Consider the following 19,701-nt stretch of genomic DNA (forward strand, 5'->3'; position numbering starts at 1 on the left):
GCGTATGACGCCGGTCACTTGGCAACGGACCGGCCGTTTTTTTCATGTATGATACGCGCCCCATTTCGTTGCCCGACTGTCCGAGAACACCCCATGAAGCTTTCTTCGCTCACTGCGGTTTCCCCTGTTGACGGCCGCTACGCCGGCAAAACCCAGGCCCTGCGCCCAATTTTCAGCGAATACGGCTTGATCCGTGCTCGCGTCCTGGTTGAAGTTCGCTGGCTCCAGCGCCTGGCTGCTCACGCTGCCATCCCTGAAGTCCCGGCTTTTTCCGAGCAAGCCAACGCCGTTCTGAATGAACTGGCCGAAAACTTCTCCCTGGAACACGCCGAGCGCGTCAAAGAGATCGAGCGCACCACCAACCACGACGTCAAAGCCATTGAGTACCTGCTCAAGGAACAGGCTGCCAAGCTGCCTGAACTGGCCAACGTCAGTGAGTTCATCCACTTTGCCTGCACCAGCGAGGACATCAACAACCTGTCCCACGCCCTGATGCTGCGCGAAGGCCGTGATGACGTGATGCTGCCGCTGATGCGTCAAACCGCCCAAGCCATCCGCGAACTGGCCATCAAGTTCGCTGACGTGCCCATGCTGTCGCGCACCCACGGTCAACCGGCTTCGCCGACCACCCTGGGCAAAGAACTGGCCAACGTGGTTTACCGCCTGGAGCGTCAGATCGCTCAGGTTGCAGCCGTACCGCTGCTGGGCAAAATCAACGGCGCCGTAGGCAACTACAACGCCCACCTGTCGGCTTATCCGCAGATCGACTGGGAAGAAAACGCCCGCGCCTTTATCGAAGACGAACTGGGCCTGGGCTTCAACCCGTACACCACCCAGATCGAGCCGCACGACTACATCGCCGAGCTGTTCGATGCAATCGCCCGCTTCAACACCATCCTGATCGACTTCGATCGCGATATCTGGGGCTACATCTCCCTGGGCTACTTCAAGCAGCGCACCATTGCCGGCGAAATCGGTTCCTCGACCATGCCGCACAAGGTCAACCCGATCGACTTCGAAAACTCCGAAGGCAACCTGGGTATCGCCAACGCCCTGTTCCAGCATTTGGCCAGCAAGTTGCCAATCTCCCGCTGGCAGCGCGACCTGACCGACTCCACCGTACTGCGCAACCTCGGCGTGGGCTTTGCCCATAGCGTGATCGCGTACGAAGCCAGCCTCAAGGGCATCAGCAAGCTTGAACTGAACGCGCAGAAAATCGCTGCCGACCTGGACGCTTGCTGGGAAGTCCTGGCCGAGCCGATCCAGACCGTGATGCGCCGCTACAACATCGAAAACCCGTACGAGAAGCTCAAAGAGCTGACCCGCGGCAAGGGCATCAGCCCTGAAGCACTGCAAACTTTCATCGACGGCCTTGAAATGCCGGAAGCGGCCAAAGCCGAGCTGAAGCTGCTCACGCCTGCCAACTACATTGGCAACGCGGTCGAGCAAGCCAAGCGCATCTGATCGCTGCAACGACCTATTAACGCCCGGCCGTGCCGGGCGTTTTTATTCCCGATTACAAAGTGCATTTTTTCAATAGGTTACACATGAATCCTGATATTCCTCTTCAACTTCTGGGCGGCATCACTGCACGCGAGTTCATGCGCGACTACTGGCAGAAAAAACCGCTGCTGGTCCGTCAGGCCATTCCTGACTTCGAAAGCCCGATCGACGCCGACGAACTGGCCGGTCTGGCCCTTGAAGAAGAAGTCGAATCGCGCCTGATCATCGAACACGGCGAGCGCCCATGGGAATTGCGCCGCGGCCCGTTCGCTGAAGACGAATTCGGCAAACTGCCTGAGCGCGAATGGACCCTGCTGGTGCAAGCGGTCGACCAGTTCGTACCTGAAGTCAATGAGCTGCTGGAGAACTTCCGTTTCCTGCCTAGCTGGCGCATCGACGACGTCATGATCAGCTACGCCGCCCCAGGTGGCAGCGTGGGCCCGCACTTTGACAACTACGATGTGTTCCTGCTGCAAGGCCACGGCCAGCGTCACTGGCAGATCGGCCAGATGTGCGACTCCGAGAGCAAGCTGCTGGAGCACGCCGACCTGCGCATCCTGGCCGACTTCCAGGCCACCGACGAGTGGACCCTGGAGCCCGGCGACATGCTCTACCTGCCGCCGCGCCTGGCCCACTGCGGCGTCGCCGTGGACGACTGCCTGACCTACTCGGTGGGCTTCCGCGCGCCGAGCGCCGCTGAAGTGCTGACCCACTTCACCGACTTCCTCAGCCAGTACCTGCCGGACGAAGACCGCTACACCGACGCCGACGCGCAGCCGGTGAGCGACCCGCACCAGATCCAGCACGACGCCCTGGGCCGTCTCAAGAGCCTGCTGACCGAGCACATGAGCGACGAGCGCATGCTGCTGACCTGGTTCGGCCAGTTCATGACCGAGCCACGTTATCCGGAACTCGTGGTCGGCCCTGAACTCGAAGAAGAAGACCTGCTGGGCAGCCTGGAACAGGGCGCGATCCTGATCCGCAACCCGAGCGCCCGCCTGGCCTGGTCCGAAGTCGATGAGGACCTGCTGCTCTTCGCCAGCGGCCAGAGCCGCCTGCTGCCGGGCAAGCTGCGCGAGCTGCTGAAAATGATCTGTGCCGCCGATGCGCTGCACAGTGACAACCTCGGCACATGGCTGGCCGATGAAGATGGACGCAACCTGCTCTGTGAGCTGGTTAAACAAGGAAGCCTGGGGTTCGCTGATGAATAGCATTCACGTACGTGTCGCCGACTGGCAAAAGGACAACGCCGAACTTCGACGCATTCGTGAGGCGGTGTTTATTGCCGAACAATCTGTACCTCCAGAACTGGAGTGGGATGCAGACGATGCCGATGCCGTGCATTTTCTGGCCTATGAAGGCGACTTTCCGATTGGCACCGCCCGGCTGCTGCCGGACGGCCATATCGGCCGCGTGTCAGTTCTCAAGGACTGGCGCGGCCTGAAAGTCGGCGACGCGTTGATGCAAGCCACGATCGACGAGGCTGAAAAACGCGGCCTCAAGCAGCAAATGCTCAGCGCACAAGTGCATGCCACGCCGTTCTATGAGCGCCTGGGCTTCAAGATTGTCAGCGACGAATTCCTGGAAGCAGGGATTCCCCACGTTGATATGGTGCGCGGGAGCTGATCATCACGCCCCCCACAAGAACCAGGCAACCCCAAAACGCCCTGCCATCCCCGGATCGCAGGGCGTTTTGCTATCTGCCACACTCTTCCCATCGCCCTCTCGAGCACCGCGGAGAAAACACAGATGCCACTACGCCCTTTTATCGCCAGTCTGCTGCTGATAGTCAGCGCCAGCGCGATCGCCGAAACCCAGGTCATTACCCTGCAAAACCGCACCAGCGCCAGCCTGCTGCCGATAGCCCGGGACTATATCGGCATCACCGGAAAAGTCAGCGCCTACGGCAATCAACTGATCGTCGACGCCCCGGCAGCGAGAATCCAGAGCCTGCAGGAGCTGCTGGCCAAACTCGACAAGCCGGCGCGGCGCTTGCTGATCAGTGTTGATACCAGCGATAACAGCCCGCCCGACAGCAATGCCCGGGTCTACAGCACAGCCAGCCGGGAAGGTGGCACCCAACAGATTCAAGCCACAGAAGGCGTACCCGCCCTGATCCAGACGGGCAGCACCGTGCCGCTGACCAGCAGCCAGACCGATGCCTATGGCCGCATGTTGAGCCAGACCGATTACCGCGATGTAACCCGTGGGTTTTACGTCACCGCGAACGTCACGGGAAACACCGTACATCTGGCCATCCGTACAAATCGTGACCGAATGAGCCAGGAGCGTTCTGATGTAGTGGAAACACAAAGTACCGACACAGAAGTCAGCGGCCCCCTGGGCCAATGGATAACCCTGGCCGGCATCAGCGGCCGCAATATATCCCGCCAACCGCCCACAACCCGCACCTACTCTACTCAAAGCCGGGATGACATGACTGTACGAGTGAAAGTCGACGCACTCGACCAAAAGGGCCAAAACTGACTGGCGAGTCGTTTTTCCGCAATTATGTAGTGTTATAAAAAAAGCACTACAAAACATTTGACGCCTCAAAAATGCAAGGGCATGATGGCCCCGCTCCCGCTGATCAGAGGCCCTGCAAAGGCCCTGGGGCCAGTACCGCCCATAGCGAGCAGCCATTCACGCACTCACTTCAAACAACATTGTTGTGTGCCTGGTGGAGCAACCATTTTTCAACCCAGACCTATGCGACGAGGTTTATCTCCATGGCACTGACACGCGAACAGCAAATTGCAGCCCTTGAAAAAGACTGGGCCGAAAACCCACGCTGGAAAGGCGTGACTCGCGATTACTCCGCTGCTGACGTGGTCCGCCTGCGCGGCTCGGTTCAACCCGAGCACACCTTTGCAAAAATGGGTGCCGACAAGCTGTGGAAACTGGTGACACAGGGCGCACACCCGTCCTTCCGTCCTGAGAAAGATTTCGTCAACTGCATGGGCGCCCTGACCGGGGGCCAAGCGGTTCAACAGGTTAAAGCCGGTATCCAGGCTATTTACCTGTCGGGTTGGCAAGTGGCGGCAGACAACAACTCTGCCGAATCCATGTACCCGGATCAGTCGCTGTACCCGGTGGACTCCGTTCCAACCGTGGTCAAGCGCATCAACAACTCGTTCCGCCGCGCTGACCAGATCCAGTGGAAAGCCGGTAAAAACCCGGGCGACCAGGGCTATATCGACTACTTCGCACCGATCGTGGCAGACGCTGAAGCCGGTTTCGGCGGTGTTCTCAACGCTTACGAACTGATGAAAAGCATGATCGAGGCAGGCGCCGCAGGCGTTCACTTCGAAGATCAGCTGGCCTCGGTTAAAAAATGCGGGCACATGGGCGGCAAGGTACTGGTACCGACCCAGGAAGCTGTGCAAAAGCTGACCGCTGCTCGTCTGGCCGCCGACGTTGCAGGCACACCGACGATCATTCTGGCCCGCACCGACGCCAACGCCGCCGACCTGCTGACCTCTGATTGCGACCCGTACGATCAGCCGTTCGTAACTGGCGAGCGCACCAAGGAAGGCTTCTACAAAGTACGCGCCGGCCTGGATCAAGCCATCGCTCGCGGCCTGGCGTATGCGCCTTATGCCGACCTGATCTGGTGCGAAACTGCCAAGCCTGACCTGGACGAAGCCCGTCGCTTTGCCGAAGCGATCAAAAAGGAATACCCGGACCAACTGCTGTCGTACAACTGCTCGCCTTCCTTCAACTGGAAGAAAAACCTGGACGACGCGACCATCGCCAAGTTCCAGCGCGAACTGTCGGCAATGGGCTACAAGCACCAGTTCATCACCCTGGCGGGCATCCACAACATGTGGCACAGCATGTTCAACCTGGCGCACGACTACGCCCGCAACGACATGACTGCCTACGTAAAACTGCAAGAGCAGGAATTCGCTGACGCCGCCAAGGGTTACACCTTTGTGGCTCACCAGCAGGAAGTGGGCACCGGCTACTTCGACGACATGACCACCGTGATTCAGGGTGGCTCGTCTTCGGTCACTGCCCTGACCGGCTCGACTGAAGAAGAACAGTTCCACTGATAGTGGAACCACGGCCATTGCCCGGCTCGTAAAGCAAAAACGCAATGCCTCGCACATGACGCCCCGACTGGCTCGGGGCGTTTTTTTGCCTGCTAACTCCCATTACCATCACCAAACACCAAACTCCAAACGTAGTCGCTGCCGAGGAACGAAGGCTGCGAGCTGTTTATAAGCCGCCATGAAAATCAAAAGCTCGCAGCCTTCGTTCCTCGGCAGCGACTACGGGATCAGAAAGCTGAGTTGGATCAGAAGAATCAGGAATCAGGCCCATCCGTCAAAACCCTGACCCAGATCCATAACCGAAAACAGAAACCGGGTTAAAAAGCCAAGTTCAAAACTTGCGAAGTGCGCTTATATAAGCCAACTTCAACCGGAACAAAGCACCGCGCTGCACTTAAACAATATTGATTATCATTTAGAGTCGCTGTTGATGATTACCGGTGCCGTAAAACATAATCAACAAAACTCGCTGTAATGCCCGTACCACAAGGCTTACAGCACATTCCAGGAAGGCCATACCACTAAAGGACTGAATTAATTCATCTTAGAAAATTTACTTGCTGGGTGTTTAGCCATAAAATCCCGGCAATCAATAGCACTGCGACATAACGTCACTGCTTTATTACCTTTTTAAGCTCAGAGACCTTTGCTCTCTGTTAAGGATTTCCAGCATGCCCGAAGCGACAGGACTCATAGCCCACAACTGGGGCTTTGCCATTTTCCTTCTCGGCGTTGTCGGCCTCTGCGCCTTCATGCTCGGTGTCTCCAGCCTCCTCGGGTCAAAAGCCTGGGGTCGCAGCAAAAACGAACCGTTCGAGTCCGGCATGCTACCCACCGGTGGCGCCCGCTTGCGGCTCTCAGCCAAATTCTATCTGGTCGCGATGCTGTTCGTGATCTTCGATATCGAAGCCCTCTATCTCTTTGCATGGTCTGTGTCTGTTCGCGAAAGCGGCTGGACCGGATTCGTCGAAGCTCTCGTTTTCATAGCAATTCTGTTGGCAGGCCTTGTCTACCTATTTCGGGTGGGTGCTCTTGATTGGGCACCGGAAGCTCGTCGTAAGCGGCAGGCCAAGCTGAAACAATGAGGCTTTGGCAATGCAATACGAACTCACCAGGATCGACCCGGATGCTCCTAACGAGCAATACCCGATCGGCACACGGGAAACCGTTGCCGATCCGTTAGAAGATCAAGTCCACAAAAACATCTTCATGGGCAAGCTGGAAGACGTGCTGAACGGCACGGTCAACTGGGGGCGTAAAAACTCCCTGTGGCCGTACAACTTCGGCCTGTCCTGCTGCTACGTGGAAATGACTACCGCCTTCACGGCGCCCCACGACATCGCACGCTTTGGCGCCGAAGTTATCCGGGCATCGCCGCGCCAGGCGGATTTCATGGTTATTGCCGGTACCTGCTTCATCAAGATGGCGCCGATCATTCAGCGTCTCTATGAGCAAATGCTTGAGCCTAAGTGGGTTATTTCCATGGGTTCTTGCGCCAACTCCGGTGGCATGTACGACATCTACTCCGTGGTTCAAGGGGTCGACAAGTTCCTGCCCGTGGACGTTTACGTGCCAGGCTGCCCACCCCGCCCTGAAGCTTTTCTGCAAGGCTTGATGCTCTTGCAAGAGTCGATTGGCCAGGAGCGTCGCCCACTTTCCTGGGTTGTCGGCGAGCAAGGCGTTTACCGCGCCGAGATGCCGTCCCAAAAGGAACAGCGCCGTGAACAGCGTATTCAGGTAACCAACCTGCGCAGCCCCGACGAAGTCTGATCCAGCACCGTTTCTATCAATAGAACGAAACCCTGGCTTCATTCTTTACGTTGACCGAAAGCGATAAAAAAACCATGACTACAGGCTCCGCTCTGTACATCCCGCCTTACAAGGCTGACGACCAAGATGTGGTTGTCGAACTCAATACCCGCTTTGGCCCTGAGGCGTTCACCGCCCAGGCCACGCGCACCGGCATGCCGGTGCTTTGGGTTACCCGCGCAAAACTGGTTGAAGTCCTGACCTTCCTGCGCAACCTGCCAAAACCTTACGTCATGCTCTATGACCTGCACGGTGTAGACGAACGTCTGCGTACCAAGCGTCAGGGCCTGCCATCGGGTGCGGACTTCACCGTCTTCTATCACCTGATGTCGCTTGAACGTAATAGTGACGTAATGATCAAGGTCGCCTTGTCCGAGAGCGACCTCAGCGTACCGACCGTGACCGGTATCTGGCCGAACGCCAACTGGTACGAGCGCGAAGTCTGGGACATGTTCGGCATCGACTTCAAAGGCCACCCTCACCTGTCGCGCATCATGATGCCGCCGACCTGGGAAGGTCACCCGCTGCGCAAGGACTTCCCGGCCCGTGCCACCGAGTTCGACCCGTACAGCCTGACGCTGGCCAAGGTGCAACTGGAAGAAGAAGCCGCACGCTTCCGTCCAGAAGACTGGGGCATGAAGCGTTCGGGCGAAAACGAGGACTACATGTTCCTCAACCTGGGTCCGAACCACCCTTCGGCCCACGGTGCCTTCCGTATCATCCTGCAGCTGGACGGTGAAGAGATCGTCGACTGCGTGCCAGACGTCGGCTACCACCACCGTGGTGCCGAGAAAATGGCAGAGCGCCAGTCCTGGCACAGCTTCATCCCGTACACCGACCGTATCGACTACCTCGGCGGCGTGATGAACAACCTGCCGTACGTGCTCTCGGTCGAGAAGCTGGCCGGCATCAAGGTTCCGGATCGGGTCGATACCATCCGCATCATGATGGCCGAGTTCTTCCGCATCACCAGCCACCTGCTGTTCCTGGGTACTTACATCCAGGACGTGGGCGCCATGACCCCGGTGTTCTTCACCTTCACCGACCGTCAGCGCGCCTACAAAGTGATCGAAGCCATTACCGGTTTCCGTCTGCACCCGGCCTGGTACCGCATCGGCGGCGTTGCACACGACCTGCCCCGCGGTTGGGAAAAGCTGGTTCAGGAATTCATCGACTGGATGCCAAAGCGTCTGGACGAGTACCAGAAAGCCGCTCTGGACAACAGCATCCTACGTGGCCGTACCATCGGCGTTGCCGCCTACAACACCAAAGAGGCCCTGGAATGGGGCGTCACCGGTGCTGGCTTGCGTTCGACCGGTTGTGATTTCGACATCCGTAAAGCGCGCCCGTATTCCGGCTACGAGAACTTCGAGTTCGAAGTCCCGCTGGCAGCCAACGGCGATGCCTACGATCGTTGCATCGTGCGTGTCGAAGAAATGCGTCAGAGCCTGAAAATCATCGAGCAGTGCATGCGCAACATGCCGGCAGGCCCGTACAAGGCGGATCACCCGCTGACCACGCCGCCGCCTAAAGAGCGCACGCTGCAGCACATCGAGACCTTGATCACGCACTTCCTGCAAGTTTCGTGGGGCCCGGTCATGCCGGCCAACGAATCCTTCCAGATGATCGAAGCGACCAAGGGCATCAACAGTTATTACCTGACGAGCGATGGCGGCACCATGAGCTACCGCACCCGGATTCGTACTCCAAGCTTCCCGCACCTGCAGCAGATCCCTTCGGTGATCAAAGGTGAAATGGTCGCGGACTTGATTGCGTACCTGGGTAGTATCGATTTCGTTATGGCCGACGTGGACCGCTAAGCATGAACAGCACGCTTATCCAGACAGACCGTTTCGCCCTGAGCGAAACCGAGCGCTCGGCCATCGAGCACGAGATGCATCACTACGAAGATCCACGCGCAGCGTCGATCGAAGCCCTGAAGATCGTTCAGAAGGAACGCGGCTGGGTGCCGGACGGCGCGATTTACGCCATCGGCGAACTGCTGGGCATCCCTGCCAGCGACGTTGAAGGTGTGGCCACGTTCTACAGCCAGATCTTCCGCCAGCCCGTTGGCCGTCACATCATCCGCGTGTGCGACAGCATGGTCTGCTACATCGGCGGCCACGAATCCGTGGTTGGCGAAATCCAGAACAAGCTGGGCATCGGCCTGGGCCAGACCACTGCAGACGGCCGCTTCACGCTGCTGCCGGTGTGCTGCCTGGGCAACTGCGACAAGGCGCCGGCGTTGATGATCGACGACGACACATTCGGTGACGTGCAGCCTGCTGGCGTCGCCACGTTGCTGGAGGCCTACCCATGAGCCTGACTTCTTTCGGCCCTGCCAACCTGATCAAGCGTTCGGCAGAAACCCACCCCCTGACCTGGCGTCTGCGTGACGACGGCGAGCCGGTGTGGCTCGACGAATACCAGGCCAAGGACGGTTACGCCGCTGCGCGCAAGGCATTCGCTGACATGGCCCAGGACGACATCGTCCAGACCGTGAAAGACGCGGGCCTCAAGGGCCGCGGCGGTGCGGGCTTCCCCACGGGCGTGAAGTGGGGGCTGATGCCAAAAGATGAGTCCATGAACATCCGTTACCTGTTGTGTAACGCCGATGAAATGGAACCCAACACCTGGAAAGACCGCATGCTGATGGAGCAACTGCCCCATCTGCTCATCGAAGGCATGCTGATCAGTGCCCGTGCGCTCAAGACCTACCGCGGCTATATCTTCCTGCGTGGCGAATACACCACGGCTGCAGTGCACCTGCGCCGTGCTGTCGAAGAAGCCAAGGCAGCAGGCCTGCTGGGCAAGAACATTCTGGGCTCGGGGTTTGACTTCGAACTGTTCGTTCACACCGGCGCCGGGCGTTACATCTGCGGCGAAGAAACCGCACTGATCAACTCCCTCGAAGGCCGTCGCGCCAACCCGCGCTCCAAGCCGCCGTTCCCGGCTGCCGTGGGCGTATGGGGCAAGCCGACCTGCGTGAACAACGTTGAAACCCTGTGCAACGTACCGGCCATCATCGGCAACGGCGTTGACTGGTACAAATCCCTCGCCCGCGAAGGCAGCGAAGACCACGGCACCAAGCTGATGGGCTTCTCCGGCAAAGTGAAGAACCCTGGCCTGTGGGAACTGCCGTTCGGCGTGACCGCTCGCGAACTGTTCGAAGACTACGCTGGCGGCATGCGCGACGGCTTCAAGCTCAAATGCTGGCAGCCAGGCGGCGCCGGTACCGGGTTCCTGCTGCCGGAGCACCTTGACGCACAAATGTACGCCGGTGGTATCGCCAAGGTCGGCACCCGTATGGGTACCGGCCTGGCAATGGCCGTCGACGACAGCGTCAACATGGTCTCCCTGCTGCGCAACATGGAACAGTTCTTCGCTCGCGAATCGTGCGGTTTCTGCACCCCTTGTCGTGATGGTCTGCCGTGGAGCGTCAAGCTCCTGATGGCGATTGAACACGGCGAAGGTCAGCCCGGCGATATCGAGACCCTGCTGGGTCTGGTCGGCTTCCTCGGCCCTGGCAAGACGTTCTGTGCTCACGCACCGGGTGCCGTGGAGCCTTTGGGCAGCGCGATCAAGTATTTCCGTCCAGAGTTCGAAGCCGGCATTGCGCAAGCAAAACCCGGTGTACCGCCTCTGGCACGCCCGATTGTAATCGGCGCGTAACGCTCTGTAGGAGAGCGGTCCGTGCCGCTCTTTGATCGTTCGATAACGCCGTGAGGCTGAGTTGTTTCGAACGCATAACAAGATTCCATTAGCCACGCCCGCTGACACCGGGCCAACGAAGACCTTTGAACAATGGCCACTATCCACGTAGACGGCAAAGATCTCGAAGTCGATGGGGCAGACAACCTGTTACAGGCGTGTCTGTCGCTGGGCCTCGATATCCCGTATTTCTGCTGGCACCCTGCCCTGGGCAGTGTTGGCGCTTGCCGCCAATGCGCCGTCAAGCAGTACACCGACGAGAACGACAAGCGTGGTCGTATCGTCATGTCATGCATGACCCCGGCCACCGACGGTAGCTGGATCTCCATCGACGACGAAGAGGCGAAAGTGTTTCGCGCCAGCGTTGTTGAATGGCTGATGACCAACCACCCGCACGACTGCCCGGTGTGCGAAGAAGGCGGTCACTGTCACCTGCAAGACATGACCGTGATGACCGGCCACAACGAGCGCCGTTATCGCTTCACCAAGCGTACCCACCAGAACCAGCAACTGGGCCCGTTCATTTCTCACGAGATGAACCGCTGCATCGCCTGCTATCGCTGTGTACGCTTCTATAAAGACTACGCTGGCGGCACTGACCTGGGCGTATTCGGTGCCCACGACAACGTGTACTTCGGTCGCGTTGAAGACGGCGTGCTCGAAAGCGAGTTCTCGGGCAACCTCACCGAAGTCTGCCCGACCGGTGTGTTCACCGACAAAACCCACTCCGAGCGCTACAACCGCAAGTGGGACATGCAGTTTGCACCGAGCATCTGCCACGGTTGCTCCAGCGGCTGCAACATCAGCCCGGGCGAGCGTTATGGCGAACTGCGTCGCATCGAAAACCGCTTCAACGGTTCGGTCAACCAGTACTTCCTGTGTGACCGTGGCCGTTTCGGCTATGGCTACGTCAACCGCACCGATCGTCCACGTCAGCCACTGCTGGCCGACGGCACCAAGCTAAGCCTGGACAACGCGCTGGATAAAGCCGCTGACCTGCTGCGCGGTCGCAACATTGTCGGTATCGGTTCGCCACGGGCCAGCCTCGAAAGCAACTACGCGTTGCGCGAACTGGTCGGCGCCGAGCACTTCTACTCGGGCATCGAAGCCGGTGAGCTGGAGCGCATCCGCCTGGTGCTGCAAGTATTGAAAGACAGCCCGCTGCCAGTGCCGAACATGCGCGAGATCGAAGATCACGACGCCATTTTCGTCCTCGGCGAAGACCTGACCCAGACCGCCGCCCGCATGGCGCTGTCGCTGCGTCAATCGGTCAAGGGCAAGGCAGAGGACATGGCCGACGCCATGCGCGTTCAGCCGTGGCTCGATGCCGCCGTGAAGAACATCGGCCAGCACGCGCTGAACCCGCTGTTTATCGCAAGCCTGGCCGAAACCAAGCTCGATGACGTGGCTGAAGAATGCGTACACGCAGCACCGGATGACCTGGCCCGTATCGGTTTCGCCGTGGCTCACGCCATCGATGCCAGCGCCCCTGCCGTTGCCGGCCTGGACGCTGAGGCACTGGAGCTGGCCAAGCGCATCGCCGACGCCCTGCTCGCGGCCAAACGCCCATTGATCATTGCCGGTACTTCCCTGGGCTCCAAGGCCCTGATCGAAGCTGCAGGCAACATCGCCAAAGCCCTGCACCTGCGCGAAAAAGCCGGTTCCATCAGCCTCGTCGTGCCGGAAGCCAACAGCCTCGGCCTGGCCATGCTGGGCGGCGATTCGGTAGACGCAGCCCTGCAAGCGGTGATCGACGGTAAAGCCGACGCCATCGTGGTACTGGAAAACGACCTGTTCACCCGCGTCGACGCCGTCAAGGTCAACGCTGCGCTGGACGCTGCCAAAGTGGTGATCGTTGCCGACCACCAGAAGACTGCGACCACCGACCGTGCCGATCTGGTACTGCCGGCAGCCAGCTTCGCTGAAGGCGACGGTACTCTGGTCAGCCAGGAAGGCCGCGCCCAGCGCTTCTTCCAGGTGTTCGACCCGACTTACCTGGATGCCAACATCCTGGTTCACGAAGGCTGGCGCTGGTTGCATGCCCTGCGCAGCACCCTGCTGAACAAGCCGGTTGACTGGACCTTGCTCGACCACGTCACGCAAGCCACTGCTGCAAGCACACCGGCACTGGCACGCATCGTTGATGCCGCGCCGTCTGCTGCGTTCCGCATCAAGGGCATGAAACTGGCTCGCGAACCGCTGCGTTACAGCGGCCGTACCGCTATGCGTGCCAACATCAGCGTGCACGAACCTCGTACCCCGCAAGACCCGGATACCGCGTTCGCCTTCTCCATGGAAGGTTACTCGGGCTCCGTCGAACCGCGCCAGCAAGTGCCGTTCGCCTGGTCGCCGGGCTGGAACTCGCCACAAGCGTGGAACAAGTTCCAGGACGAAGTGGGTGGTCATATCCGCGCTGGCGACCCGGGCACCCGCCTGATCGAAAGCACAGGTGATTCGCTGAGCTGGTTCGCCAACATCCCGGGCGCATTCAACCCGGCACGTGGCACCTGGCAAGTCGTGCCGTTCTTCCACCTGCTGGGCAGCGAAGAGAACTCTTCCAAAGCCGCGCCGGTTCAGGAACGCATTCCGGCTGCCTACATCGCACTGGCCAAATCCGAAGCCGACCGTCTGGGTGTCAATGATGGCGCGCTGCTCAGCCTGAACGTTGCCGGCGTGACCCTGCGTCTGCCGCTGCGTATCAATGAAGAGCTGGGTTCAGGTCTGGTGGCATTGCCAGCAGGCCTCGCCGGTATCCCGCCTGCGATCTTTGGCCTTACCGTTGACGGTTTGCAGGAGGCAGCCCAATGACCTGGTTCACCCCTGAAGTGATCGACGTGATTATCTCGGTGCTCAAAGCCGTGGTCATCCTGCTCGCCGTTGTGGTGTGCGGCGCGCTGCTCAGTTGGGTCGAGCGTCGCCTGCTGGCCTTGTGGCAAGACCGTTACGGTCCGAACCGCGTGGGCCCGTTCGGCGCGTTCCAGATCGCCGCCGACATGATCAAGATGTTCTTCAAGGAAGACTGGACCCCACCGTTTGCCGACAAGGTGATCTTCACCCTGGCACCGGTTGTGGCCATGAGCGCCTTGCTGATCGCCTTCGCGATTATCCCGATCACCCCGACCTGGGGCGTGGCGGATCTGAACGTCGGTATCCTGTTCTTCTTCGCGATGGCCGGCCTGTCGGTCTATGCGGTGTTGTTTGCAGGCTGGTCGAGCAACAACAAGTTCGCGCTGCTGGGTGCTTTGCGCGCCTCGGCACAGACGGTTTCCTACGAAGTGTTCATGGGCCTGGCGCTGATGGGCATCGTGGTGCAGGTTGGCTCGTTCAACATGCGCGACATCGTTGAATACCAGGCGCAGAACCTGTGGTTCATCATTCCGCAGATCTTCGGTTTCCTGACCTTCTTCATCGCAGGCGTGGCCGTGACTCACCGTCACCCCTTCGACCAGCCAGAAGCAGAACAGGAACTGGCCGATGGTTACCACATTGAATACGCCGGCATGAAATGGGGCATGTTCTTCGTTGGTGAATACATCGGGATCGTGTTGATCTCGGCGTTGCTGGTGACTTTGTTCTTCGGTGGCTGGCACGGGCCTTTCGGCATCCTGCCGCAGATCCCGTTTATCTGGTTCGCCCTGAAGACCGCGTTTTTCATCATGATCTTCATCCTGTTGCGCGCTTCTATTCCGCGCCCACGGTATGACCAAGTGATGGACTTCAGCTGGAAGTTCTGCCTGCCGCTGACCCTGATCAATTTGCTGGTGACCGCCGCAGTCGTGTTGTTGAACACGCCTGCCGGCGCGGTTCAGTGAGGATAGAGACCCATGTTCAAGTACCTGTTTGACATCGTGCATGGCACCTACACCCAGCTTCGCAGCTTGGTGATGGTGTTTGGCCATGCCTTCCGCAAGCGTGACACGCTGCAATACCCGGAAGAACCGGTCTACCTGCCACCGCGCTACCGTGGCCGGATTGTCCTGACCCGCGACCCGGACGGCGAAGAGCGTTGTGTAGCCTGTAACCTGTGCGCCGTCGCGTGCCCGGTAGGCTGCATCTCGCTGCAAAAAGCCGAAACCGAAGATGGTCGTTGGTACCCGGAGTTCTTCCGCATCAACTTCTCACGCTGCATTTTTTGCGGCCTGTGTGAGGAAGCCTGCCCGACCACCGCGATCCAGCTGACACCGGATTTCGAGATGGCCGAGTTCAAACGTCAGGATCTGGTGTACGAGAAAGAAGATCTGCTGATCTCCGGTCCCGGTAAGAACCCTGATTACAACTTCTATCGTGTTGCGGGTATGGCCGTTGAGGGCAAGCCGAAAGGCGCTGCCCAGAACGAAGCCGAGCCGATCAACGTGAAGAGCTTGCTGCCTTAAGGAAGAACGATGGAATTCGCTTTCTATTTCGCATCGGGTGTCGCTGTCGTGTCCACGCTACGCGTGATCACCAACACCAACCCTGTGCACGCCCTGCTCTACCTGATTATTTCGCTGATTGCCGTGGCGATGACGTTCTTTAGCCTAGGTGCACCCTTTGCCGGTGTGCTCGAAGTGATCGCCTACGCCGGTGCCATCATGGTGCTGTTTGTGTTCGTGGTGATGATGCTCAACCAGGGCCCTGCCTCGGTGACGCAAGAACGCCATTGGCTCAAGCCGGGCATCTGGATCGGGCCGAGCATTTTGTCGGCCATCCTGCTGGCTCAATTGCTGTACGTGCTGTTCGCTCACCAGAGCGGTGCGGCAATCGGTCAAACCACCATTGATGCCAAAGCCGTGGGCATCAGCCTGTTCGGCCCGTATCTGCTGGTGGTCGAACTCGCCTCGATGCTGCTGCTTGCTGCAGCTGTGACGGCGTTCCACTTGGGCCGCACTGAGGCGAAGGAGCAATAACATGCCAGGAATACCTCTCGAACATGGTCTCGCGGTAGCGGGCATCCTGTTCTGCCTCGGTCTGGTCGGCCTGATGGTACGTCGCAACATTCTCTTCGTATTGATGAGTCTGGAAATCATGATGAACGCCGCTGCACTGGCCTTCATCGTTGCCGGTGCACGCTGGGCGCAGCCGGATGGACAAGTGATGTTCATCCTGGTGATCACCCTGGCAGCCGCTGAGGCCAGTATTGGCCTGGCGATCCTGCTGCAGCTGTATCGCCGCTTCCATACGCTTGATATCGATGCTGCCAGTGAGATGCGCGGATGAACCTTCTCTTTCTGACTTTCGTATTCCCCCTGATCGGCTTTTTGCTGCTGTCGTTCTCCCGTGGACGCTTCAGCGAAAACCTCTCGGCCTTGATCGGCGTTGGCTCCATTGGCCTGTCGGCCATCGTGGCCGCGTATGTGATCTGGCAATTCAACGTCGCACCGCCACCCGGCGGCGAGTACACGCAAGTGCTGTGGCAGTGGATGTCGGTGGAAGGCTTCAAGCCCAACTTCGCCCTGCACCTGGACGGCCTGTCGGTCACCATGCTCGGCGTGGTGGTTGGCGTGGGCTTCCTGATCCACGTGTTTGCTTCGTGGTACATGCGCGGCGAAAACGGCTACTCGCGTTTCTTTGCCTACACCAACCTGTTTATCGCCAGCATGCTGTTCCTGATCCTGGCCGATAACCTGCTGTTCGTGTACTTCGGCTGGGAAGGCGTGGGCCTGTGCTCGTATCTGTTGATCGGTTTCTACTACAGCAACCGCAACAACGGTAACGCCGCACTCAAAGCCTTTATCGTGACCCGCGTCGGCGACGTGTTCCTGGCCATCGGCCTGTTCATCCTGTTCCAGCAACTGGGCACGCTGAATATTCAGGAATTGCTGGTTCTGGCACCTCAGAAGTTCCAGGCCGGTGATTTCTGGATCGTACTGGCGACCCTGATGCTGCTGGGCGGCGCTGTCGGTAAATCTGCGCAACTGCCGCTGCAAACCTGGCTGGCAGACGCCATGGCCGGTCCTACCCCGGTGTCGGCCCTGATCCACGCCGCAACCATGGTAACGGCCGGTGTGTACCTGATTGCCCGTACCCACGGTCTGTTCACCCTGGCGCCTGACGTGCTGCACCTGGTCGGCATCGTCGGCGGTGTGACCCTGGTCCTGGCCGGTTTTGCTGCACTGGTACAAACCGACATCAAACGTATCCTTGCCTACTCGACCATGAGCCAGATCGGCTACATGTTCCTGGCATTGGGCGTAGGTGCCTGGGACGGCGCGATCTTCCACCTGATGACCCACGCCTTCTTCAAGGCGCTGTTGTTCCTTGCATCGGGTGCGGTGATCGTTGCCTGCCATCACGAGCAGAACATCTTCAAGATGGGCGGCCTGTGGAAAAAACTGCCTCTGGCCTACGCCAGCTTTATCGTTGGTGGCGCGGCGCTGTCTGCCTTGCCATTGCTGACGGCCGGTTTCTACTCCAAGGACGAAATCCTCTGGGAAGCCTTCGCCAGCGGTAACAACGAACTGTTGTATGCCGGTCTGGTCGGTGCGTTCATGACCTCGCTGTACACCTTCCGCCTGATCTTCGTCACGTTCCACGGTGAAGCCAAGACTGAAGCGCATGCGGGCCACGGCGTAACCTACTGGCTGCCATTGAGCGTGCTGATCGTACTGTCGACCTTCATCGGCGCCATGATCACCCCGCCACTGGCCGGTGTACTGCCACAAAGCGTTGGCCATGCTGGCGGTGAAGCCAAGCACAGCCTGGAAATCGCCTCGGGCGCCATCGCCCTGGCCGGTATCCTGCTCGCCGCCCTGCTGTACCTGGGCAAGCGTCGCTTTGTAACCGCAGTCGCCAACAGCGGCATCGGTCGCTTCCTGTCGGCCTGGTGGTTCGCTGCCTGGGGCTTCGACTGGCTGTACGACAAACTGTTCGTCAAACCGTACCTGTTGATCTGCCGCTTGCTGGCCAAAGATCCTCTGGACCAGACCATTGGTTTGATCCCGAAGATGGCCAAGGCCGGGCATAACGCCCTGAGCCGCAGCGAAACCGGTCAACTGCGTTGGTACGCTGCATCCATGGCCGCCGGTGCTGTACTGGTCATGGGCGCCATCGTGTTGGTAGCGGTCTGATATGAACCTTCGACTTTGCGAAAGGAATTGAGCCCGTCATGATTCTGCCTTGGCTAATCCTGATCCCCTTTATCGGCGGCCTCCTGTGCTGGCTGGGTGAGCGTTTCGGCTCCACCCTGCCCCGCTGGATTGCATTGCTGACCATGTCCCTTGAGCTTGCCCTCGGCCTTTGGCTGTGGTCCCAGGGGAACTACTCATTTGCACCGGCGCCTGGCGCCGATCCGACCTGGGCCCTTGAGTTCCAGCACACCTGGATTGCACGCTTCGGTATCAGCGTGCACCTGGCGCTGGACGGCCTGTCGCTGCTGATGATCCTGCTGACCGGCTTGCTCGGTGTGCTGTCGGTTCTGTGTTCCTGGAAAGAAATTCAGCGTCACGTGGGCTTCTTCCACCTGAACCTGATGTGGATCCTGGGCGGCGTGGTTGGCGTGTTCCTCGCCATCGACCTGTTCATGTTCTTCTTCTTCTGGGAAATGATGCTGGTGCCGATGTACTTCCTCATCGCGCTCTGGGGTCACAGCTCATCGGACGGCAAGAAAACCCGTATCTACGCCGCGACCAAGTTCTTCATCTTCACTCAGGCTTCCGGCCTGATCATGCTGGTGGCGATCCTGGGTCTGGTGCTGGTCAACTTCAACAACACCGGCGTGATTACCTTCAGCTACGCCGAGTTGCTGAAAACCAAGATGTCGCTCACCACTGAGTACATCCTGATGCTGGGCTTCTTCATTGCCTTTGCCGTGAAGCTGCCGGTTGTACCGTTCCACTCCTGGCTGCCGGATGCTCACGCACAGGCACCTACCGCAGGTTCGGTCGATCTGGCCGGTATCCTGTTGAAGACCGCTGCGTATGGTCTGCTGCGTTTCGCCTTGCCGCTGTTCCCGAATGCTTCGGCCGAGTTTGCGCCGATTGCCATGGCCCTGGGCCTGATCGGGATTTTCTACGGTGCATTCCTGGCCTTCGCACAAACCGACATCAAGCGTCTGATCGCGTTCTCCAGTGTTTCGCACATGGGCTTCGTACTGATCGGTATCTACTCCGGCAGCCAGCTGGCCCTGCAAGGCGCCGTGATCCAGATGCTGGCCCACGGTGTTTCGGCTGCCGCGCTGTTTATCCTCAGCGGTCAACTGTACGAGCGTCTGCATACCCGTGACATGCGTGAGATGGGTGGTTTGTGGTCCAAGATCGCTTACCTGCCCGCCATCAGCCTGTTCTTCGCGGCAGCGTCCCTGGGCTTGCCGGGTACCGGTAACTTTGTGGGTGAGTTCCTGATCCTGATTGGCTCGTTCGCCAGCTTCCCATGGATCACGGCCATTGCAACGACCGGTCTGGTGTTTGGTTCGGTCTACTCGCTGATCATGATTCACCGTGCCTATTTCGGCCCGTCCAAGTCCGACGCTGTACTGGCCGGCATGGATGCACGTGAACTGATCATGGTGCTCGGTCTGGCGGTATTGCTGATTTTCATCGGCGTGTACCCACAACCGTTCCTCGATACCTCGGCTGCCACCATGCATGGCGTACAGCAATGGCTCGGCACCGCCTTCACTCAACTCGCTTCGGCCCGGTAAGAGCGC

17 protein-coding genes are annotated in these 19,701 nt (G+C 59.2%); all 17 read left to right on the forward strand.

Annotated elements, in window-relative coordinates; all coding sequences use genetic code 11:
- Positions 1–93: 93 nt before the first annotated feature.
- On the forward strand, positions 94–1,464 hold the full coding sequence (gene purB, locus AACY07_RS07190; protein WP_019828509.1) for an adenylosuccinate lyase: 1,371 nt from the start codon (positions 94–96) through the stop codon (positions 1,462–1,464).
- A gap of 83 nt (positions 1,465–1,547) precedes the next feature.
- A complete protein-coding gene (locus AACY07_RS07195; protein WP_133078164.1) occupies positions 1,548–2,714 on the forward strand; it encodes a ribosomal protein uL16 3-hydroxylase in 1,167 nt (388 codons plus the stop codon).
- Positions 2,707–3,129 carry a GNAT family N-acetyltransferase gene (locus tag AACY07_RS07200; RefSeq protein ID WP_019828511.1) on the forward strand — a complete coding sequence of 141 codons (423 nt, stop codon included), beginning with the start codon at positions 2,707–2,709 and terminating at the stop codon, positions 3,127–3,129. The genes AACY07_RS07195 and AACY07_RS07200 overlap by 8 nt, the downstream gene beginning before the upstream one ends.
- Positions 3,130–3,252: 123 nt before the next feature.
- Positions 3,253–3,990 carry a secretin N-terminal domain-containing protein gene (locus AACY07_RS07205; protein ID WP_339474148.1) on the forward strand — a complete coding sequence of 246 codons (738 nt, stop codon included), beginning with the start codon at positions 3,253–3,255 and terminating at the stop codon, positions 3,988–3,990.
- Positions 3,991–4,232: 242 nt separating this feature from the next.
- Positions 4,233–5,558: an isocitrate lyase gene (aceA, locus tag AACY07_RS07210; RefSeq protein ID WP_003446991.1), complete on the forward strand. Its 1,326-nt coding sequence runs from the start codon at positions 4,233–4,235 to the stop codon at positions 5,556–5,558.
- A gap of 671 nt (positions 5,559–6,229) precedes the next feature.
- Positions 6,230–6,643 carry an NADH-quinone oxidoreductase subunit A gene (locus AACY07_RS07215; protein ID WP_048358577.1) on the forward strand — a complete coding sequence of 138 codons (414 nt, stop codon included), beginning with the start codon at positions 6,230–6,232 and terminating at the stop codon, positions 6,641–6,643.
- Between the two features lie 10 nt (positions 6,644–6,653).
- Positions 6,654–7,328 carry a NuoB/complex I 20 kDa subunit family protein gene (locus AACY07_RS07220; protein ID WP_016780200.1) on the forward strand — a complete coding sequence of 225 codons (675 nt, stop codon included), beginning with the start codon at positions 6,654–6,656 and terminating at the stop codon, positions 7,326–7,328.
- A gap of 74 nt (positions 7,329–7,402) precedes the next feature.
- Entirely contained in the window at positions 7,403–9,187 is a 1,785-nt protein-coding gene (nuoC, locus tag AACY07_RS07225; protein WP_019828515.1) for an NADH-quinone oxidoreductase subunit C/D, read from the forward strand.
- Between the two features lie 2 nt (positions 9,188–9,189).
- Positions 9,190–9,687: an NADH-quinone oxidoreductase subunit NuoE gene (nuoE, locus tag AACY07_RS07230; protein ID WP_016780198.1), complete on the forward strand. Its 498-nt coding sequence runs from the start codon at positions 9,190–9,192 to the stop codon at positions 9,685–9,687.
- On the forward strand, positions 9,684–11,039 hold the full coding sequence (nuoF, locus tag AACY07_RS07235) for an NADH-quinone oxidoreductase subunit NuoF (RefSeq protein ID WP_086796175.1): 1,356 nt from the start codon (positions 9,684–9,686) through the stop codon (positions 11,037–11,039). The genes nuoE and nuoF overlap by 4 nt, the downstream gene beginning before the upstream one ends.
- Before the next feature lie 132 nt (positions 11,040–11,171).
- Positions 11,172–13,886 (forward strand): NADH-quinone oxidoreductase subunit NuoG, encoded by a 2,715-nt coding sequence (nuoG, locus tag AACY07_RS07240; RefSeq protein WP_339474149.1) that lies wholly within the window; start codon positions 11,172–11,174, stop codon positions 13,884–13,886.
- Positions 13,883–14,890: an NADH-quinone oxidoreductase subunit NuoH gene (gene nuoH / locus AACY07_RS07245; protein ID WP_019828518.1), complete on the forward strand. Its 1,008-nt coding sequence runs from the start codon at positions 13,883–13,885 to the stop codon at positions 14,888–14,890. Before nuoG ends, nuoH begins: the two co-directional genes overlap by 4 nt.
- Positions 14,891–14,902: 12 nt before the next feature.
- Positions 14,903–15,451, forward strand: a complete 549-nt coding sequence (nuoI, locus tag AACY07_RS07250; protein WP_016780194.1) for an NADH-quinone oxidoreductase subunit NuoI — start codon at positions 14,903–14,905, stop codon at positions 15,449–15,451.
- Between the two features lie 9 nt (positions 15,452–15,460).
- Positions 15,461–15,964, forward strand: a complete 504-nt coding sequence (gene nuoJ / locus AACY07_RS07255) for an NADH-quinone oxidoreductase subunit J (RefSeq protein ID WP_019828520.1) — start codon at positions 15,461–15,463, stop codon at positions 15,962–15,964.
- Position 15,965: 1 nt separating this feature from the next.
- A complete protein-coding gene (gene nuoK, locus AACY07_RS07260; protein WP_019412103.1) occupies positions 15,966–16,274 on the forward strand; it encodes an NADH-quinone oxidoreductase subunit NuoK in 309 nt (102 codons plus the stop codon).
- Positions 16,271–18,124, forward strand: a complete 1,854-nt coding sequence (nuoL, locus tag AACY07_RS07265) for an NADH-quinone oxidoreductase subunit L (RefSeq protein ID WP_339474150.1) — start codon at positions 16,271–16,273, stop codon at positions 18,122–18,124. The genes nuoK and nuoL overlap by 4 nt, the downstream gene beginning before the upstream one ends.
- 38 nt (positions 18,125–18,162) lie before the next feature.
- On the forward strand, positions 18,163–19,695 hold the full coding sequence (gene nuoM / locus AACY07_RS07270) for an NADH-quinone oxidoreductase subunit M (RefSeq protein ID WP_339474152.1): 1,533 nt from the start codon (positions 18,163–18,165) through the stop codon (positions 19,693–19,695).
- Positions 19,696–19,701: the final 6 nt, after the last annotated feature.

It is taken from the genome of Pseudomonas sp. RL_5y_Pfl2_69 (assembly GCF_963970465.1).
GTDB lineage: Bacteria > Pseudomonadota > Gammaproteobacteria > Pseudomonadales > Pseudomonadaceae > Aquipseudomonas.